Consider the following 15,286-nt stretch of genomic DNA (forward strand, 5'->3'; position numbering starts at 1 on the left):
GCCCTCGTCCATCCGCCCCGTTGGCTCACTGCCGCCCAGCTCCACCCCGCTCCGGCCGCCGGCGTCCGCGACTGGCTGTTCGACCAGGGATCGCTGACCCGCCGACTGACTGCCCTCTCGGACAACGCCTTCAGTGTCACGCCGCTGGAAGAGGGCTGGCAGACCCTGCGCGCCGACGAATGCGCGGCACTCGGCATCCCCGCCGGCGGCCAGGGCTGGGTACGCGAGGTCTACCTGCGCGGCCACGGCGAGGCCTGGGTGTTCGCCCGCAGCGTGGCGGCACGTGCCGCCCTGGAAGGCTCCGGGCTGGACCTGCACCAACTCGGTAGCCGCTCCCTCGGCGAACTGCTGTTCAGCGACCGCGCCTTTGACCGTGGCGCCATCGAAGTCACCCGTTATCCGGCCGCCCTGCTGCCGATGGCCGTGCGCGCCGATCGCCTGTGGGGACGGCGCTCGTGCTTCTCGCGGGGTGAACTGGGGGTCCTGGTGGCGGAGATCTTCCTCCCTGCGCTGTGGCGCCAGGCGGGCATCGAGGCCGTATAATCCGGCGCCGAGCCTGTTTACGATCTCGCGAGCTAGAGAAGAACAAGGCGGGAATGGCTGAAGGCGCGGAGTTTACGAGCTGTAAATGAGCAAGCCTGAAGCCATTCCCAACGCCGTTATTCCGACGCGCAGCAGATCAGATTCAGGCTCTTTCAAGGGAGAGCCGCCTGTGTACCTGACCCTGTTGCAATCGCTGAACCGCCTGCACCCGCGCGCCATGGACTTCATCCAGCTGACGCGCCTGGACAAGCCCATCGGCATCTACCTGCTGCTCTGGCCCACGCTCTGGGCCTTGTGGATCGCCGGTGAAGGCGGCCCCAGCCTGGCAAACCTGGTGATCTTCGTGCTTGGCGTGAACCTGATGCGCGCCGCCGGCTGCGTGATCAACGACTACGCCGACCGCAATTTCGACGGCCACGTCAGCCGCACCCGCGCGCGGCCCCTGGCCAGCGGTCGGGTCACCCCGCGTGAGGCGCTGGTGTTCTTCGTCATCCTGGTGGCCATCAGCTTCGTGCTGGTGCTCTTCACCAACGCCACCACCATCTGGCTGTCCTTCGGCGGCCTGGCACTGGCCGCCTGTTACCCCTTCATGAAGCGCTACACCTTCTACCCGCAGGTGGTGCTGGGCGCGGCTTTCTCCTGGGGCATGCCCATGGCCTTCACCGCCGAGACCGGCGAGCTGCCGGCGGCGGCCTGGCTGCTGTACATCGCCAACCTCCTGTGGACGGTGGCCTACGACACCTACTACGCCATGACCGACCGCGAGGACGACCTGAAGATCGGGGTCAAATCCACCGCCATCCTCTTCGGCGACGCCGATCGCCTGATCATCGCCACGCTGCAGGGCCTGGCACTGTTCTGCCTGGTGCTGGCAGGGAACCGCTTCGAACTGGGGCTGTGTTTCTACCTGGGCCTGCTGGCAGCGGCCGCGTGCTTCGCCTGGGAGTTCTACAGCACCCGCACGCGCGATCCGCAGGCCTGCTTCAAGGCCTTCCTGCACAACCACTGGGCGGGTCTGGCAATCTTTGCCGGTATCGTCGCCGACTACGCGCTGCGCTAGGGCGCAGCGCGCCCTCTCTCCTGGTCGGCTAGTAAGCTTCGGGCTTGACGATGTGCCAAACCCCCATCTTTCCGTCTCCGGTCACGTCACCGGCCTTCTTGTCCATGACGAAGGTGTACACCGGCTTGCCGTCATAGGCCCACTGCATGGAGCCATCGTCGCGCTTGATGACGCTCCACTCACCCTCGGCCTCGGCTGCCGCGTCGGCCATCAGCGGCGGCCAGTTCTGTGCGCACTGGCCGTTGCAGGCGGACTTGCCGTCAGCGTCCTTGTCGTAGGTGTAGAGCGTCATGCCGTTTTGATCCACCAGCATGCCGTTCTTCTCCATCGCCGGCTCGGCCGTCAGGCCCAACAATGGCCAACCCAGCAAGGCACCCGCTAGCAGCGGAACGAATCGGGGGGCAATTCTTCTCATTTTCTAACCTCTCCTCGGAATGAACAGCGACAGCCTGGCGGCAGCTGGATCACGGCTTGAGGTCACAGCAATACAGGACGGAAGGAGCCACGAACGCCCATCGTGCCGATGGGGTCCTGTGCCAGACTCCAGGCAGCCCCGCAATAGCGGCGGCCTCAATCAGCTTAGACGAGGCAGGTAGCGGAATCGTTCGGTGCGCTGTCGTGGCCGCAACGAAACCTCAGGGGGTGCCTAACGCTCCCGTGTCACATCCCTGCAATAATTCCGTTATCTAATGCGGCGCAATCAGTCATACACGCGACCTTTCCTGAGGCTTGAACATGGTTGGCAAGAACATCCTGATAGTCGACGACGAAGCGCCGATCCGCGAGATGATCGCCGTCGCCCTCGAGATGGCCGGCTACGACTGTCTGGAAGCTGAGAACACCCAGCAGGCCCACGCCATCATCGTCGACCGCAAACCCGATCTGATCCTCCTTGACTGGATGCTGCCCGGTACCTCCGGCATCGAGCTGGCCCGCCGCCTGAAGCGCGACGACCTGACCAGCGATATCCCGATCATCATGCTCACCGCCAAGGGTGAAGAGGACAACAAGATCCAGGGCCTGGAAGTTGGCGCCGACGACTACATCACCAAGCCCTTCTCCCCCCGTGAACTGGTGGCGCGCCTGAAGGCCGTATTGCGCCGTGCCGGTCCGAGTGACAGTGAAGCGCCCATCGCCATCGGCGGCCTGCTGCTGGACCCCATCAGCCACCGCGTGACCATCGACGGCAAACCCGCCGAGATGGGTCCCACCGAATACCGCCTGCTGCAGTTCTTCATGACTCACCAGGAGCGCGCCTACACCCGTGGTCAACTGCTGGACCAGGTCTGGGGCGGCAACGTCTATGTCGAGGAGCGCACCGTCGACGTGCACATCCGCCGCCTGCGCAAGGCCCTCGGCGAGGTATACGAAAATCTGGTTCAGACCGTTCGCGGCACCGGCTATCGTTTCTCCACCAAAAGCTGACCCGGGCCCGATGGGCCGACCACAAGGACGCGATAGGTGAATCAAGACTGGCGCGGCGTAGTCATCCGCCGCCTGCTGCTGCTGATCGGCGCCTGCCTGCTGGCGGGCCTGGTCACGGGCTATTACGCCTGGGCCCTGGTAATCGGCCTCGGCGCCTACCTGGGCTGGACCCTTGCGCAGCTGCTGCGCCTGTACAAATGGCTCAAAGAGCATCACCCGGACGAACCTCCACCGGACGGTTACGGCCTCTGGGGCGAAGTGTTCGACAGCATTTACCACCTCCAGCGCCGCGATCAGCGCGTGCGCGGCCGTCTGCAAGCAGTGATCGACCGCGTGCAGGAATCCACTGCCGCCCTGAAGGACGCCGTGGTGATGCTCGACAGCGACGGCAACCTCGACTGGTGGAACCGTGCCGCGGAAACCCTGCTGGGTCTGAAGACCCCCCAGGACAGTGGCCAGCCAGTGACCAACCTGATCCGCCATCCGCGCTTCAAGGAATACTTCGAGCAGGGCAAATACAACGAACCCCTGGACCTCCCCTCGCCGGTCAATGATCGCCTGCGCCTGCAGTTCCACATCACCCAGTACGGCAACAGCGAGCACTTGATGCTGGTACGCGATGTCACGCGCCTCCACCAGCTGGAGCAGATGCGCAAGGACTTCGTCGCCAACGTCTCCCACGAACTGCGCACGCCGCTGACGGTGATCGCCGGCTACCTGGAGACCCTGCTGGACAACGTCGAGGACGTGAACCCGCGCTGGACCCGCGCCTTGCAGCAGATGAGCCAGCAGGGCAAGCGCATGCAGAACCTGCTCAACGACCTGCTGCTGCTGGCCAAGCTGGAAGCCACCGACTACCCCTCGGACAACCAGCCAGTGGCGGTCGACCTGCTGCTGTTGCAGATCAAGGCGGACGCAATCGCCCTCTCCGGCAATCGCCACCACCGCATCAGCCTGGAAGCCGATCACAACTTCAGGTTGCGTGGCAGCGAGGCGGAACTGCGCAGCGCCTTCTCCAACCTGGTGTTCAACGCGGTGAAGTACACCCCGGACGAAGGCGAGATCCACATCCGCTGGTGGGGCGACGAAACCGCGGCGCACCTCAGCGTGCAGGACAGCGGCATCGGCATCGAGGCCAAGCACCTGCCGCGCCTGACCGAGCGCTTCTACCGGGTCGACTCCAGCCGCAACAGCAGCACCGGCGGCACCGGCCTGGGCCTGGCCATCGTCAAGCACGTGCTGATCCGCCATCGCGGCCGTCTCGACATCAGCTCCGTGCTCAACCACGGCAGCACATTCACCTGCCACTTCCCGGCCACCCAGGTGGTTCGCCGGACCTGATCGCCCGCGCACCCCGACTTGCAAACTCGGGGTGCAGCCTTCAACCTTAGCCGGTCATCCGTCAGCAAAAACCATCCATGGACCCTTCCCCTAGTTCCAACTTCTTCACGTACTTCGCCGATTTCGGCCTGATTCTCTTCGCCCTCTTCCTCGTGCTGCTCAACGGCTTCTTCGTGGCCGCCGAGTTCGCCATGGTCAAGCTGCGCTCCACTCGCGTCGAATCCATCGCCGGCAAGCACGGCTGGCGCGGCCGCATCCTGCGCACCGTACACAACCAGCTGGACGCCTACCTGTCGGCCTGCCAACTGGGCATCACCCTGGCCTCCCTGGGCCTCGGCTGGGTCGGTGAGCCGGCCTTCGCCCACCTGCTCGGCCCGGTGCTGAGCGCCGTCGGCATCGAGTCGGAGAAGTTGGTCCACGGCATCGCCTTCTTCACCGCCTTCTTCATCATTTCCTACCTGCACATCGTGGTCGGCGAGTTGGCGCCCAAATCCTGGGCCATCCGCAAGCCGGAGCTGCTGTCCCTCTGGACCGCCGCACCGCTCTATCTCTTCTACTGGCTGATGTACCCGGCCATCTGGCTGCTCAACGCCAGCGCCAACGCCATCCTGCGTATCGCAGGGCAAGGCGAGCCAGGCCCGCACCACGAACACCACTACAGCCGCGACGAGCTGAAGCTGATCCTGCACTCCAGCCGCGCCCGCGACCCCAGCGACCAGGACATGCGCGTGCTGGCCTCGGCCGTGGAAATGGGTGAACTGGAAGTGGTGGATTGGGCCAACTCACGGGAAGACCTGATCTTCCTCGAGCACGACGCGCCCCTGAGCGACATCCTCAGCGTGATTCGCCGCCACAAATACAGCCGCTACCCGGTGCATGACGACCAGAAGGGCGAGTTCATCGGGGTGCTGCACATCAAGGACCTGCTGCTGGCGCTGTCGGCCCTGGACAGCCTGCCGGAGTCCTTCGACCTCGCCGAGCTCACCCACCCGCTGGAGCGCGTGACCAAGCACATGCCGCTGTCGCGCCTGCTGGAGCAGTTCCGCCAGGGCGGTTCGCACTTCGCCGTGGTCGAGGAAGCCGACGGCAAGGTCGTGGGCTTCCTGACCATGGAAGACGTGCTGGAAGTCCTGGTGGGCGATATCCAGGACGAACACCGCAAGACCGAACGCGGCGTGCTCGCCTACCAGCCGGGCAAGCTGCTGGTGCGCGGCGACACTCCGCTGTTCAAGGTGGAACGCCTGCTCGGCATCGATCTCGACCACGTCGAAGCCGACACCCTCGCCGGCCTGATCTACGAAACCCTGAACCGGGTGCCGGAAGAGGAAGAAGTGTTGGAAACCGACGGCCTGCGCATCATCGTGAAGAAGATGAAAGGCCCGAAGATTATCCTGGCCAAGGTGCTCAAGCTGGACTGAATCCCCTTGCGCCCGTACCCGTATCTGATGGGTTTCGCGGGCTCGTAGAACGTCGCCCGCCCCATCCTACCGGTGCCTCACCTCCTCAGCCCCGTAGGATGGGTAGAGGAACGAAACCCATCAGGCCTTGCACAGCAAGCACGGATTCGCTCTACAGGGGAGATACAGCCTCTACTCCCCGCCCACCGCGAAATTCGGCAGGGTGTCCACCGGTTGGGCGAAGTCGAAGGGAATGGACTCCAGCGCCAGACCCATGTTGCGCTGGATGACGAAGTGCAGGTGCGGGCCGGTGCTGTTGCCGGTATTGCCGGAGCGGGCGATGCGCTCGCCGACGGCCACCTGCTGGCCCTCGCGCACCTGTACCGAGCCGCGCATCAGGTGCAGGTAGACGCCCATGGTGCCGTCGTCATGCAGGATGCGTACGAAGTTGCCGGAAGGGTTGTTGCCCCGGCCGCTCTGGTCGTTCTCGATCTTGATCACCATGCCGGGCCGCGCAGCCACGATGGGCGTGCCCTCGGGCATGGCGATATCCAGGGCATAGCGCCCCTTGGGCGTGAAGTGGCTGTAGCGGCCATTGGCGCCCTGGGTCAGGCGGAAGGGGCCACCGCGCCAGGGCAGCGGATAGCGATAGAGCACCGGCTGCAGGCGCGGGTCACCCATCGCGTAGCGCAGCTTGGGCTTGTAGCGCATTGGCCGGCTCGGGTCGGCCGGCGCCAGGGTGGCCATGCGCATGCTGCTGCGCGGCGCCAGCACCCAGCGAATCGGCTGGACCGGGACGCCGGACACATTCTCCGCCTGGTCGATGCGCAGCTCCACCTCCACCGGCGCGAACAGCTCATTGCGCAGCAGCAGGGTTTCGCCGGCGTCGTGCTTCTTGGTTTCCAGCTTCACCGACAGGTCCAGGCGCTCCACCATGCGGTCGCGGAAGACGAACACCTGGGCACCGGACACGGCCTTGTCGGTGTAGGTCACCACACCATTGGCGTCGGTGTACTTGTAGATGGTCAATGCAGCCGCCGGCAGGCTCGCGCCAAGCAACAGCAGCAGAGAAATGAATCGCCCCAGCATGTCGGCCCGTTGTTCTTCTGTGCTCCGTGTTGCCGAAGACTAGCAGCGCGAGTTGCGCGCGGCGAGATGTCGCCCGTCGGGCTGTGACGGGGTTGGCTGGACGGTCAGGCGCCGGGGACGAAATGCTTCTGCGCGGTACCGCGGGCGATCAGCCGGGACAGGTAATCAAGCTTCTGCGGATCACGGTCGACGAAGCGGAAGGTCAGCTGCAGCCACTCGCTATCCGGTTTGGGCTCCAGGGCCGCGACCGCATGCAGGTAGCCATTGAGCCGCGCCACTTCGCCACCTTCGCCCTGCTCCAGGTCGAGCACCGCGCTTTCCAGCACCTGCGGCAGGGGCTCGCCACGGCGCACCACCAGTTGCGCGTCCTTCAGGCTCAGGGCCTTGATCACACAGGCCAGCACGCCGGCCGGCAGACGCAGTTGGGCCTGGCCACGGCCACCGGGGGCCTGGGACGCGGACTTGGCCGACGCCGTCGGCGCGGCGGGCTTGGCTGCGGGCGCCGCCGGTGCCGGTGCAGCAGCGGGACGGACCACCTCGGCCTTGCCGCCGGTGAGCGCCGCCAGGGAGTCGTTGGCAAAGCCACCGGCGTTGGGCAGCCTGACCGGCGCACTGGTCATCAGCGCTTCGAGCTTGCCGGTACGCGCCAGCGCCTTCTTCACCTTGGTGACCAGTTGATCGTTGGAGAAGGGTTTACCGATGTAGTCGGAAACGCCGGCCTGGATGGCCTGGATGACGTTCTCCTTGTCGCCGCGGCTGGTGACCATGATGAAGGGCACGGTCTTGAGGTTGTCCTGTTCGCGGCACCAGGTGAGCAGCTCCAGGCCGGACATCTCGGGCATTTCCCAGTCGCAGAGGATCAGGTCGATAGCGGCGCGGGCGAGCAGCTGCTGGGCTTTGCGCCCATTGATCGCTTCCTCGATCTGGATGCCGGGGAAGTTGTCGCGCAGCCCCTTCTTCAGCATGTCGCGAATAAAGGACGCATCATCCACCACCAGCACATTGACCTTGCCCATCGGCTACTCCTTGGAAAACGGAGCTAAGAATAGCCTTGGCTGATAGCCAATTGCCAAGTCTGTTTGCGACGCCCGGGCTGCCTGCGACCGACGGGTCATGCATACCGGTCTTATCCGCAAAGCAGAGCGCCCGGCATGGGCCGGGCGTTCTGGGATCAAGCTGCGGGATCAGGCCTGGGGAGCTTCGTCGCTACCGTTGCCTTTCACTTCCTCAGCCATGCGCGCCAGGCCCAGGTGGCGGACGTCGGTGCCACGCACGAGGTAGATCACCAGCTCGGAGATGTTGCGCGCGTGATCGCCGATGCGCTCCAGGGAACGCAGGGCCCAGATGACGTTGAGCACGCGGCTGATGGCGCGCGGGTCTTCCATCATGTAGGTGACCAGTTCGCGCAGGGCGGTCTTGTACTCGCGGTCTATGGTCTTGTCGTACTGGGCCACGGACAGGGCCAGGTCGGCGTCGAAGCGGGCGAAGGCGTCCAGGGCTTCCTGGACCATCTTGCGCACCTGGTCGCCGATGTGGCGCACCTCGACGTAGCCGCGCGGGGCGACACCTTCCTCGCAAAGCTGGATAGCGCGACGGGCGATCTTCGAGGCTTCATCGCCAATGCGCTCCAGGTCGATCACCGACTTGGAGATGCTGATGATCAGGCGCAGGTCGGAGGCCGCCGGCTGGCGACGGGCGAGAATGCGCACGCATTCTTCGTCGATGTTGCGCTCCATCTGGTTGATCTGGTCGTCGATCTCGCGCACCTGCTGGGCGAGCCCCGAGTCGGCGTCGATCAGCGCGGTGACGGCGTCGTTGACCTGCTTCTCGACCAGGCCGCCCATCGCCAGGAGGTGGCTGCGCACTTCCTCCAGTTCGGCGTTGAACTGCTGGGAGATGTGATGGGTGAGGCTGTCTTTGTCGATCATTTTCTAACCCTTGTTTAACCGAATATTTTCCCAGGTTTCAGTGGCCTTCGACCAATCGTGCTGGGCAAGGAGGCTAAGCGCAGACAGTACGAGTAGTACGGCAAGCGTCGCCGACACAGTCCAGCGCGATTGGGGTTGGCCACTAGCCGTAGCGGCCGGTGATGTAGTCTTCGGTCTGCTTCTTGGCCGGGTTGGTGAACAGGGTATCGGTGTCGCCGAACTCGATCAGCTTGCCCATGTACATGAAGGCGGTGTAGTCGGAAACGCGCGCCGCCTGCTGCATGTTGTGGGTCACGATGACGATGGTGTACTTGCTCTTGAGCTCGTAGATCAGCTCTTCCACCTTCAGGGTGGAGATCGGGTCCAGCGCCGAGCAGGGCTCGTCGAGCAACAGCACTTCCGGCTCCACGGCGATGGTACGGGCGATCACCAGACGCTGCTGCTGGCCACCGGAGAGGCCGAGGGCGGATTCGTGCAGGCGGTCCTTCACTTCTTCCCACAGGGCGGCGCCCTTCAGCGCCCACTCCACGGCTTCGTCCAGTACACGCTTCTTGTTGATGCCCTGGATGCGCAAGCCGTACACCACGTTCTCGTAGATGCTCTTGGGGAACGGGTTCGGCTTCTGGAACACCATGCCCACGCGGCGGCGCAGTTCGGCGACTTCCTCGCCCTTGCGGTAGATGTTCTTGCCGTCGAGGAGGATCTCGCCGTCGACGCGGCAGCCGTCCACCAGGTCGTTCATGCGGTTGAAGCAGCGCAGCAGGGTCGACTTGCCGCAACCGGACGGCCCGATGAAGGCGGTCACGCGCTGTTTCGGGATGTTCATGCTGACGTTGTGCAGGGCCTGCTTCTCACCATAGAACAGGGAGAGGCCGGGCACTTCGAGGGCAACGGTTTCCTCGGCCAGGCGCAGGTTCTGCTTGTCGCGGCCGAGAGCGGCAATGTTGACGCCGTGGCTGTGGGTTTCGTGTTGCATGTCTTCACTCCGTTCGTAGCTTCGAGCTACAAGCTGTAAGCCTCAGGCAATTCGGTCGGCGGTGGACGATCAGCTGTCCAGCGCCTTGTATTTCTCGCGCAGGTGGTTCCGGATGGCGACGGCCGAGAAGTTCAGCAGGGCGATCACCAGCACCAGCAGCAACGCGGTGGCGTACACCAGCGGACGCGCGGCCTCGACGTTCGGGCTCTGGAAGCCGACGTCATAGATGTGGAAGCCCAGGTGCATGATCTTCTGGTCCAGGTGCAGGTACGGGTAGTTGCCATCCACCGGCAGGCTCGGTGCCAGCTTCACCACACCCACCAGCATCAGCGGTGCCACTTCGCCAGCGGCGCGGGCCACGGCGAGGATCAGGCCCGTCATCATGGCCGGGCTGGCCATCGGCAGGACCACCTTCCAAAGGGTTTCGGCCTTGGTTGCGCCGAGGGCCAGCGAGCCTTCACGCACGGCACGGGGAATACGCGCCAGGCCTTCCTCGGTGGCCACGATCACCACCGGTACCGCCAGGATCGCCAGGGTCAGGGAAGCCCAGAGCAGGCCCGGGGTGCCGAAGGTCGGCGCCGGGGCGGACTCGGGGAAGAACAGGCGGTCCAGCGAGCCACCCAGCACGTAGACGAAGAAGCCCAGGCCGAACACGCCGTAGACGATCGCCGGTACACCCGCCAGGTTGTTCACCGCGATACGGATGACGCGGGTCAGCACGCCCTGCTTGGCGTATTCGCGCAGGTAGATGGCAGCAATCACACCGAAGGGGGTGACGATTACAGCCATGATCAGGGTCATCATCACGGTGCCGAAGATGGCCGGGAAGATACCGCCCTCGGTGTTGGCCTCACGCGGGTCGTCCGCGAGGAACTCCCAAAGCTTGGCGAAGTAGAAACCGAGCTTGTCGAACAGACCCATGGCGTTCGGCTGGTAGGCGTGGACCACCTTGCCGAGGCTGATTTCCTGTTCCTTGCCGCCGGCTTCGCGGACGACCACGCTGTCGCGGTTGAACTCCTGGTGCAGGCTCATCAGCTGCGCTTCAAGGCCCTTGTAGCGCGTGTCCAGCTCGGCGCGCTCGGCGGCGATGTCAGCCTGGGCCTCGGGGGTCAGGGCGTCGTTCAGCTCCAGCTTGCGGGTCTGCAGGCGCAGGCGTTCGAGGCCATGGTTGATGGCACCGATGTCCTTTTTCTCCAGCTGGTAGAGCTTGGCGTAGAGGCCATTCACACGCTCCAGGCGCTTCTGCAGCTCGGCCATCACGGCATCGCCTTCAGCCACGACCTGGCCGTTTTCCTTCACCGCCACCAGGCGGCCGTAGAAGTTGCCCCACTCGCGACGCTCCAGCGCCACCAGTTCGGTCGGATACTTCTGCTCCTTCAGCCACTCGCCCACCACCCAGGTGAAGTCGCTGCCATAGACGTCGCGGTTGCCCACCTTGAGCAGTTCACGGGTCATGAACTCCGGGCCCTCGTCCGGCACCGGCAGACCGGCACCTTTCAGGCGCGCACGGGACACTTCCTCGATCTGCACCGCTTCGCCGATCACTGGCTTGGCCGCCTGGCCGGGGACGGCGTACTGCGCCTCGACCAGGTCGGCCGGCCAGAAGTGGGCCAGGCCGCGCACGGCAATCACCGAGAGCAGGCCGATGGTCATGATGACAGCGATGGAAACCGCACCGCCGCTCATCCAGACGCCCGGTGCGCCGCTCTTGAACCAGTATTTCAGGGAAACCTTTTTCACGGATTTCTCCACCGCTTGAGTCTTTCGGTTCCTCCCGCCAGGTGGCCGGAGGATTCATATTTCTGGGGGGAGCGGTTTTGGCACTCGGCCAACCATCCCTCACCCGGTCCTTCGGACCCCCCTCTCCCGGAGGGAGAGGGTGATCAGTTGCGACGCCCGGGGCGTCGCTCTTACAGAGATGCGTATTTCTTGCGCAGACGCTGTCGGATCAGCTCGGCCAGGGTGTTCATGATGAAGGTGAACGTCAGCAGCACCAGCGCCGAAAGGAACAGCACACGGTAGTGGGTACCACCGACCTCGGATTCCGGCATTTCCACGGCCACGTTGGCGGCCAGGGTGCGCATGCCTTCGAAGATGTTCGCTTCCATTACCGGGGTATTGCCGGTGGCCATCAGCACGATCATGGTTTCGCCCACGGCGCGGCCGAGGCCGATCATCAGGGCCGAGAAGATGCCCGGGCTGGCGGTCAGCAGAACGACGCGGGTCATGGTCTGCCAAGGCGTGGCGCCCAGGGCCAGCGAACCGTAAGTGAGGCTGCGCGGCACACTGAACACGGCGTCTTCGGCGATGGAGAAGATGTTCGGGATCACCGCAAAGCCCATGGCCAGGCCGACGATCAGGGCGTTGCGCTGGTCGTAGGTGATGCCGAGGTCATTGCTGATCCACAGGCGCATGTCACCACCGAAGAACCAGTTCTCCATCAGCGGACTCATGCCCAACGCGATCCAGGCGGTAAGACCCACCACCGGAATCAGGATGGCCGCTTCCCAGCCGTCCGGCACGCGCAGGCGGATCGACTCCGGCAGGCGGCTCCAGATGAAACCGGCCAGCAGAATGCCAATCGGGGTCAGCAACAACAGGCTGAAGATGCCCGGCAGGTGGCCTTCCACATAAGGCGCCAGGAACAGACCGGCGAAGAAGCCCAGGATCACGGTGGGCAGGGCTTCCATCAGCTCGATCACCGGCTTGACCTTGCGGCGCATGGCCGGGGCCATGAAGTAGGCGGTGTAGATGGCTGCCGCGATGGCAAGAGGAGCGGCCAGCAGCATGGCGTAGAAGGCGGCCTTCAAAGTACCGAAGGTCAACGGTGCCAGGCTCAGTTTGGGCTCGAAGTCGGTGTTGGCGGCGGTGGACTGCCAGACGTACTTGGGCTCTTCATAGCTCTCGTACCAGACCTTGCCCCACAGCGCGCTCCAGGAAACTTCCGGGTGCGGGTTGGCGAGGCGGAACGGCAGCAACTGGTTGCCTTCCTCGACCACGATGCGGTTGGCACGCGGCGACAGGGCCAGCGCACCGGCGCCATCGGTAACCTGCTCCACCAGCAGAGTGCGGTTGGCGGTACTGTGGAACACGCCGAGCTTGCCGGAGGAATCCAGGGCAACGAAGCCCTTGCGGCGCTCTTCGGCGGTAATTTGCACCACCGGCGCAGTGCCCATCTGGAAGCCACGGATGTGCTTCAGGCGCAAGGAACCGTCCGGATCGCGGGCCATGAACCACTGGGCGATGCCGCCCTTGGAATCCCCCAGTATCAGGGAGATGCCACCCAGCAACATGCCGCTGGCGGTGATTTCGCTCTCGCCGTCTTCGAGCAGTTTGTAGCGGCCGTTCAGGGCCTTTTCGCGAAGGCTGAAGACGTCGGCCTGGGCGCGACCATTGAGGACATAGAGCCACTGGTGGCGCGGATCGATGTAGATCGCCTTGATCGGCTCGACCATCTGCGGCAGCTCGATGCTGCTCTGCTCCTGGGTGGTTTCGCCGGTCAGCATGTTCTCTTCGCTGACCACCTGCTGCACGTGCAGCTGATTGCCGCTGGAGCCAGCCAGCACCAGGGTCTCATCATTGCTGCTGAGGGCGATGTGTTCGATGGCTCGACCCTGGGCATCCAGCACCATGGGAGCCTCGCCGTAGGGATAGCTGACCTGCGGCGCGATGGTCTTCTTGTTATCCGGGTAGGTGACCTTGTAGCTGTGCTTGAAGATCAACGCCTGGCCGTTGGACAGACCGAGCACCACCAGCGGGCTACCGGGCTGGTCCTGACCGATGGACACCACACTGGCGTCCGCCGGCAGCGGCAATTGCTGGCGCTGCAGCAGGCTGCCGTCCTTAGTCGAGAAGAACTGCACCTCGCCCTTGTCGGCGACGCGCATGCCCACCATGTTCTGTTCTTCCAGGGTCAACAGCAGCGGCTTGCCAGCGTCCTGCTGTTGCAACCAGGCCGGGCTCTGGGCCTTTCTGGCGGTCAGCTCGGCGCCTTTGAACAGCGGCAGCACCACGTAGGCCAGGTAGAAGAAGATCAGGGTAATGGCGCCAAGGACGGCAAGGCCACCCACCAGCACGTACCAATGGGTCAGTCGATCCTTCAGCGCGCGAATCTTCCGCTTGCGCTGCAGCGCCGGCGTATTGAAGTCGATGCGCTCGGGAGGGTTCTTCGAAGTAGTCAGGGAGTTGGCCAGGTCAGTCATGGATTCGGGCTCTTGCCACAGTCAGCGCGCATAGGCTTTTACGATGGGGGCACAGACTACGGGCTTCGTGTGACAGAAAGATTACAGCGAGTTGACGTGGCGAAGCCCGCCCGGAGGTGGCCTCGGGCGGGCTTCTGCGACAGGGGTCTCCCGTCGCCCTTGCGTCCTTGCGGAGCGGCGCGCACCAGGCCGCCGCTCCCTTATCCGGCCTGGATTACAGGCCCAGTTCCTTCAGGGTCTTCTCGGCGACTTTGGCCGGGAGCGGGATGTAGCCGTCCTTGACGACAACTTCCTGGCCCTGCTTGGACAGCACCATCTTCACGAACTCGGCTTCCAGGGGAGCCAGTGGCTTGTTCGGCGCCTTGTTGATGTAGACGAACAGGAAGCGGGACAGCGGGTAGCTGCCGTTCAGGGCGTTCTGCTCGTTGTCTTCAACGAACTCGCCGCCTTCCTTCTTGGCCAGGGGAACAGTCTTCACGCTGGAAGTCTTGTAGCCGATGCCGGAGTAGCCGATGCCGTTGACGGACTGGCTGATGGACTGAACAACGGAGGCGGAACCCGGCTGCTCGTTCACGTTGGCCTTGAAGTCGCCTTTGCACAGGGCTTCTTCCTTGAAGTAGCCATAGGTGCCGGACACGGAGTTACGACCGAACAGCTGAACCGGCTTGGAAGCCAGGTCGCCGGTCACGCCCAGGTCGCCCCAGGTCTTGACGTCGCTCTTGCCACCGCACAGGCGGTTGGCGGAGAAGATCGCGTCAACCTGCTGCATGGTCAGGCCCTTGATGGGGTTGTCCTTGTGCACGAAAACGGCCAGGGCATCGACGGCAACCGGAATGGCGGTCGGCTTGTAGCCATACTTCTCTTCGAAGGCCTGCAGCTCGACGTCCTTCATCTTGCGGCTCATCGGGCCCAGGTTAGCGGTGCCTTCGGTCAGAGCCGGCGGCGCGGTGGAAGAACCGGCAGCCTGGATCTGGATGTTCACGTTCGGGTATTCGCGCTTGTACGCCTCGGCCCACAGGGTCATCAGGTTGGCGAGGGTGTCCGAGCCAACGCTGGAGAGGTTGCCGGAGACGCCAGTGGTTTTCTGGTAGGCCGGAATGGCCGGATCGACAGCAGCGACCGCGCTGGCGGTAGCGACGCCGGCGGCGACGAAGGTCAGGGCCGCCATCAAACGCTTCAGTTTCATGCCTTGCTCCTAAGCAGGACGAGGGGGTTGAATGCAACGGGGGCCAGTATCGGGAGGCCGTATGACCACTCTATGAACTGATTGTGACAATTGGATGAATGGCCATCATCGCTTGTCCAAGGAGGGATCTCGCTCGAAT

General features: G+C 64.2%; 13 protein-coding genes. 5 read left to right on the forward strand and 8 right to left on the reverse strand.

Translation table 11 applies throughout. The features are described from left to right. The coding region (locus tag FFS60_RS13565; protein WP_137822263.1) for a chorismate lyase at nucleotides 1-543 on the forward strand (543 nt) is incomplete at its 5' end. Between the two features lie 217 nt (nucleotides 544-760). After that, entirely contained in the window at nucleotides 761-1,603 is an 843-nt protein-coding gene (ubiA, locus tag FFS60_RS13570) for a 4-hydroxybenzoate octaprenyltransferase (RefSeq protein ID WP_371926423.1), read from the forward strand. Between the two features lie 28 nt (nucleotides 1,604-1,631). Here the strand turns inward: ubiA and FFS60_RS13575 are convergent, their stop codons facing one another. Next, nucleotides 1,632-2,018 carry a hypothetical protein gene (locus tag FFS60_RS13575; protein ID WP_137822265.1) on the reverse strand — a complete coding sequence of 129 codons (387 nt, stop codon included), beginning with the start codon at nucleotides 2,016-2,018 and terminating at the stop codon, nucleotides 1,632-1,634. 320 nt (nucleotides 2,019-2,338) lie between these two features. Here FFS60_RS13575 and phoB point away from each other — a divergent pair, with 320 nt between their 5' ends. From phoB to FFS60_RS13590, 3 genes are all read left to right on the forward strand, one after another. After that, on the forward strand, nucleotides 2,339-3,028 hold the full coding sequence (phoB, locus tag FFS60_RS13580; protein WP_028626921.1) for a phosphate regulon transcriptional regulator PhoB: 690 nt from the start codon (nucleotides 2,339-2,341) through the stop codon (nucleotides 3,026-3,028). 36 nt (nucleotides 3,029-3,064) lie between these two features. Beyond that, nucleotides 3,065-4,369: a phosphate regulon sensor histidine kinase PhoR gene (gene phoR / locus FFS60_RS13585; protein ID WP_028626922.1), complete on the forward strand. Its 1,305-nt coding sequence runs from the start codon at nucleotides 3,065-3,067 to the stop codon at nucleotides 4,367-4,369. A gap of 77 nt (nucleotides 4,370-4,446) precedes the next feature. Beyond that, nucleotides 4,447-5,787: a hemolysin family protein gene (locus tag FFS60_RS13590; RefSeq protein ID WP_028626923.1), complete on the forward strand. Its 1,341-nt coding sequence runs from the start codon at nucleotides 4,447-4,449 to the stop codon at nucleotides 5,785-5,787. Between the two features lie 171 nt (nucleotides 5,788-5,958). On the opposite strand, the gene FFS60_RS13595 is transcribed toward FFS60_RS13590, so the two are convergent. The 7 genes from FFS60_RS13595 to FFS60_RS13625 form a co-directional block, all read right to left on the reverse strand. Continuing rightward, the gene (locus tag FFS60_RS13595; protein ID WP_137822266.1) at nucleotides 5,959-6,855 is read right to left on the reverse strand and encodes a peptidoglycan DD-metalloendopeptidase family protein; all 897 of its coding nucleotides are present in this window, start codon (nucleotides 6,853-6,855) and stop codon (nucleotides 5,959-5,961) included. Between the two features lie 104 nt (nucleotides 6,856-6,959). Beyond that, complete coding sequence (locus FFS60_RS13600; protein ID WP_028626925.1) at nucleotides 6,960-7,871, reverse strand: response regulator; 912 nt, start codon at nucleotides 7,869-7,871, stop codon at nucleotides 6,960-6,962. A 168-nt stretch (nucleotides 7,872-8,039) separates the two neighbouring features. After that, nucleotides 8,040-8,783 (reverse strand): phosphate signaling complex protein PhoU, encoded by a 744-nt coding sequence (gene phoU, locus FFS60_RS13605; RefSeq protein WP_137822267.1) that lies wholly within the window; start codon nucleotides 8,781-8,783, stop codon nucleotides 8,040-8,042. A 142-nt stretch (nucleotides 8,784-8,925) separates the two neighbouring features. Beyond that, a complete protein-coding gene (pstB, locus tag FFS60_RS13610; RefSeq protein WP_028626927.1) occupies nucleotides 8,926-9,759 on the reverse strand; it encodes a phosphate ABC transporter ATP-binding protein PstB in 834 nt (277 codons plus the stop codon). 69 nt (nucleotides 9,760-9,828) lie between these two features. Next, nucleotides 9,829-11,445: a phosphate ABC transporter permease PstA gene (pstA, locus tag FFS60_RS13615; RefSeq protein ID WP_137822311.1), complete on the reverse strand. Its 1,617-nt coding sequence runs from the start codon at nucleotides 11,443-11,445 to the stop codon at nucleotides 9,829-9,831. Nucleotides 11,446-11,669: 224 nt separating this feature from the next. Next, nucleotides 11,670-13,961 (reverse strand): ABC transporter permease subunit, encoded by a 2,292-nt coding sequence (locus FFS60_RS13620; protein ID WP_137822268.1) that lies wholly within the window; start codon nucleotides 13,959-13,961, stop codon nucleotides 11,670-11,672. A gap of 214 nt (nucleotides 13,962-14,175) precedes the next feature. Further along, entirely contained in the window at nucleotides 14,176-15,147 is a 972-nt protein-coding gene (locus FFS60_RS13625; RefSeq protein WP_028626930.1) for a phosphate ABC transporter substrate-binding protein PstS family protein, read from the reverse strand. Nucleotides 15,148-15,286 lie beyond the last annotated feature (139 nt).

Origin of the sequence: Pseudomonas sp. D(2018) (assembly GCF_005502555.1) — a bacterium.
GTDB classification, from domain to species: domain Bacteria; phylum Pseudomonadota; class Gammaproteobacteria; order Pseudomonadales; family Pseudomonadaceae; genus Metapseudomonas; species Metapseudomonas resinovorans.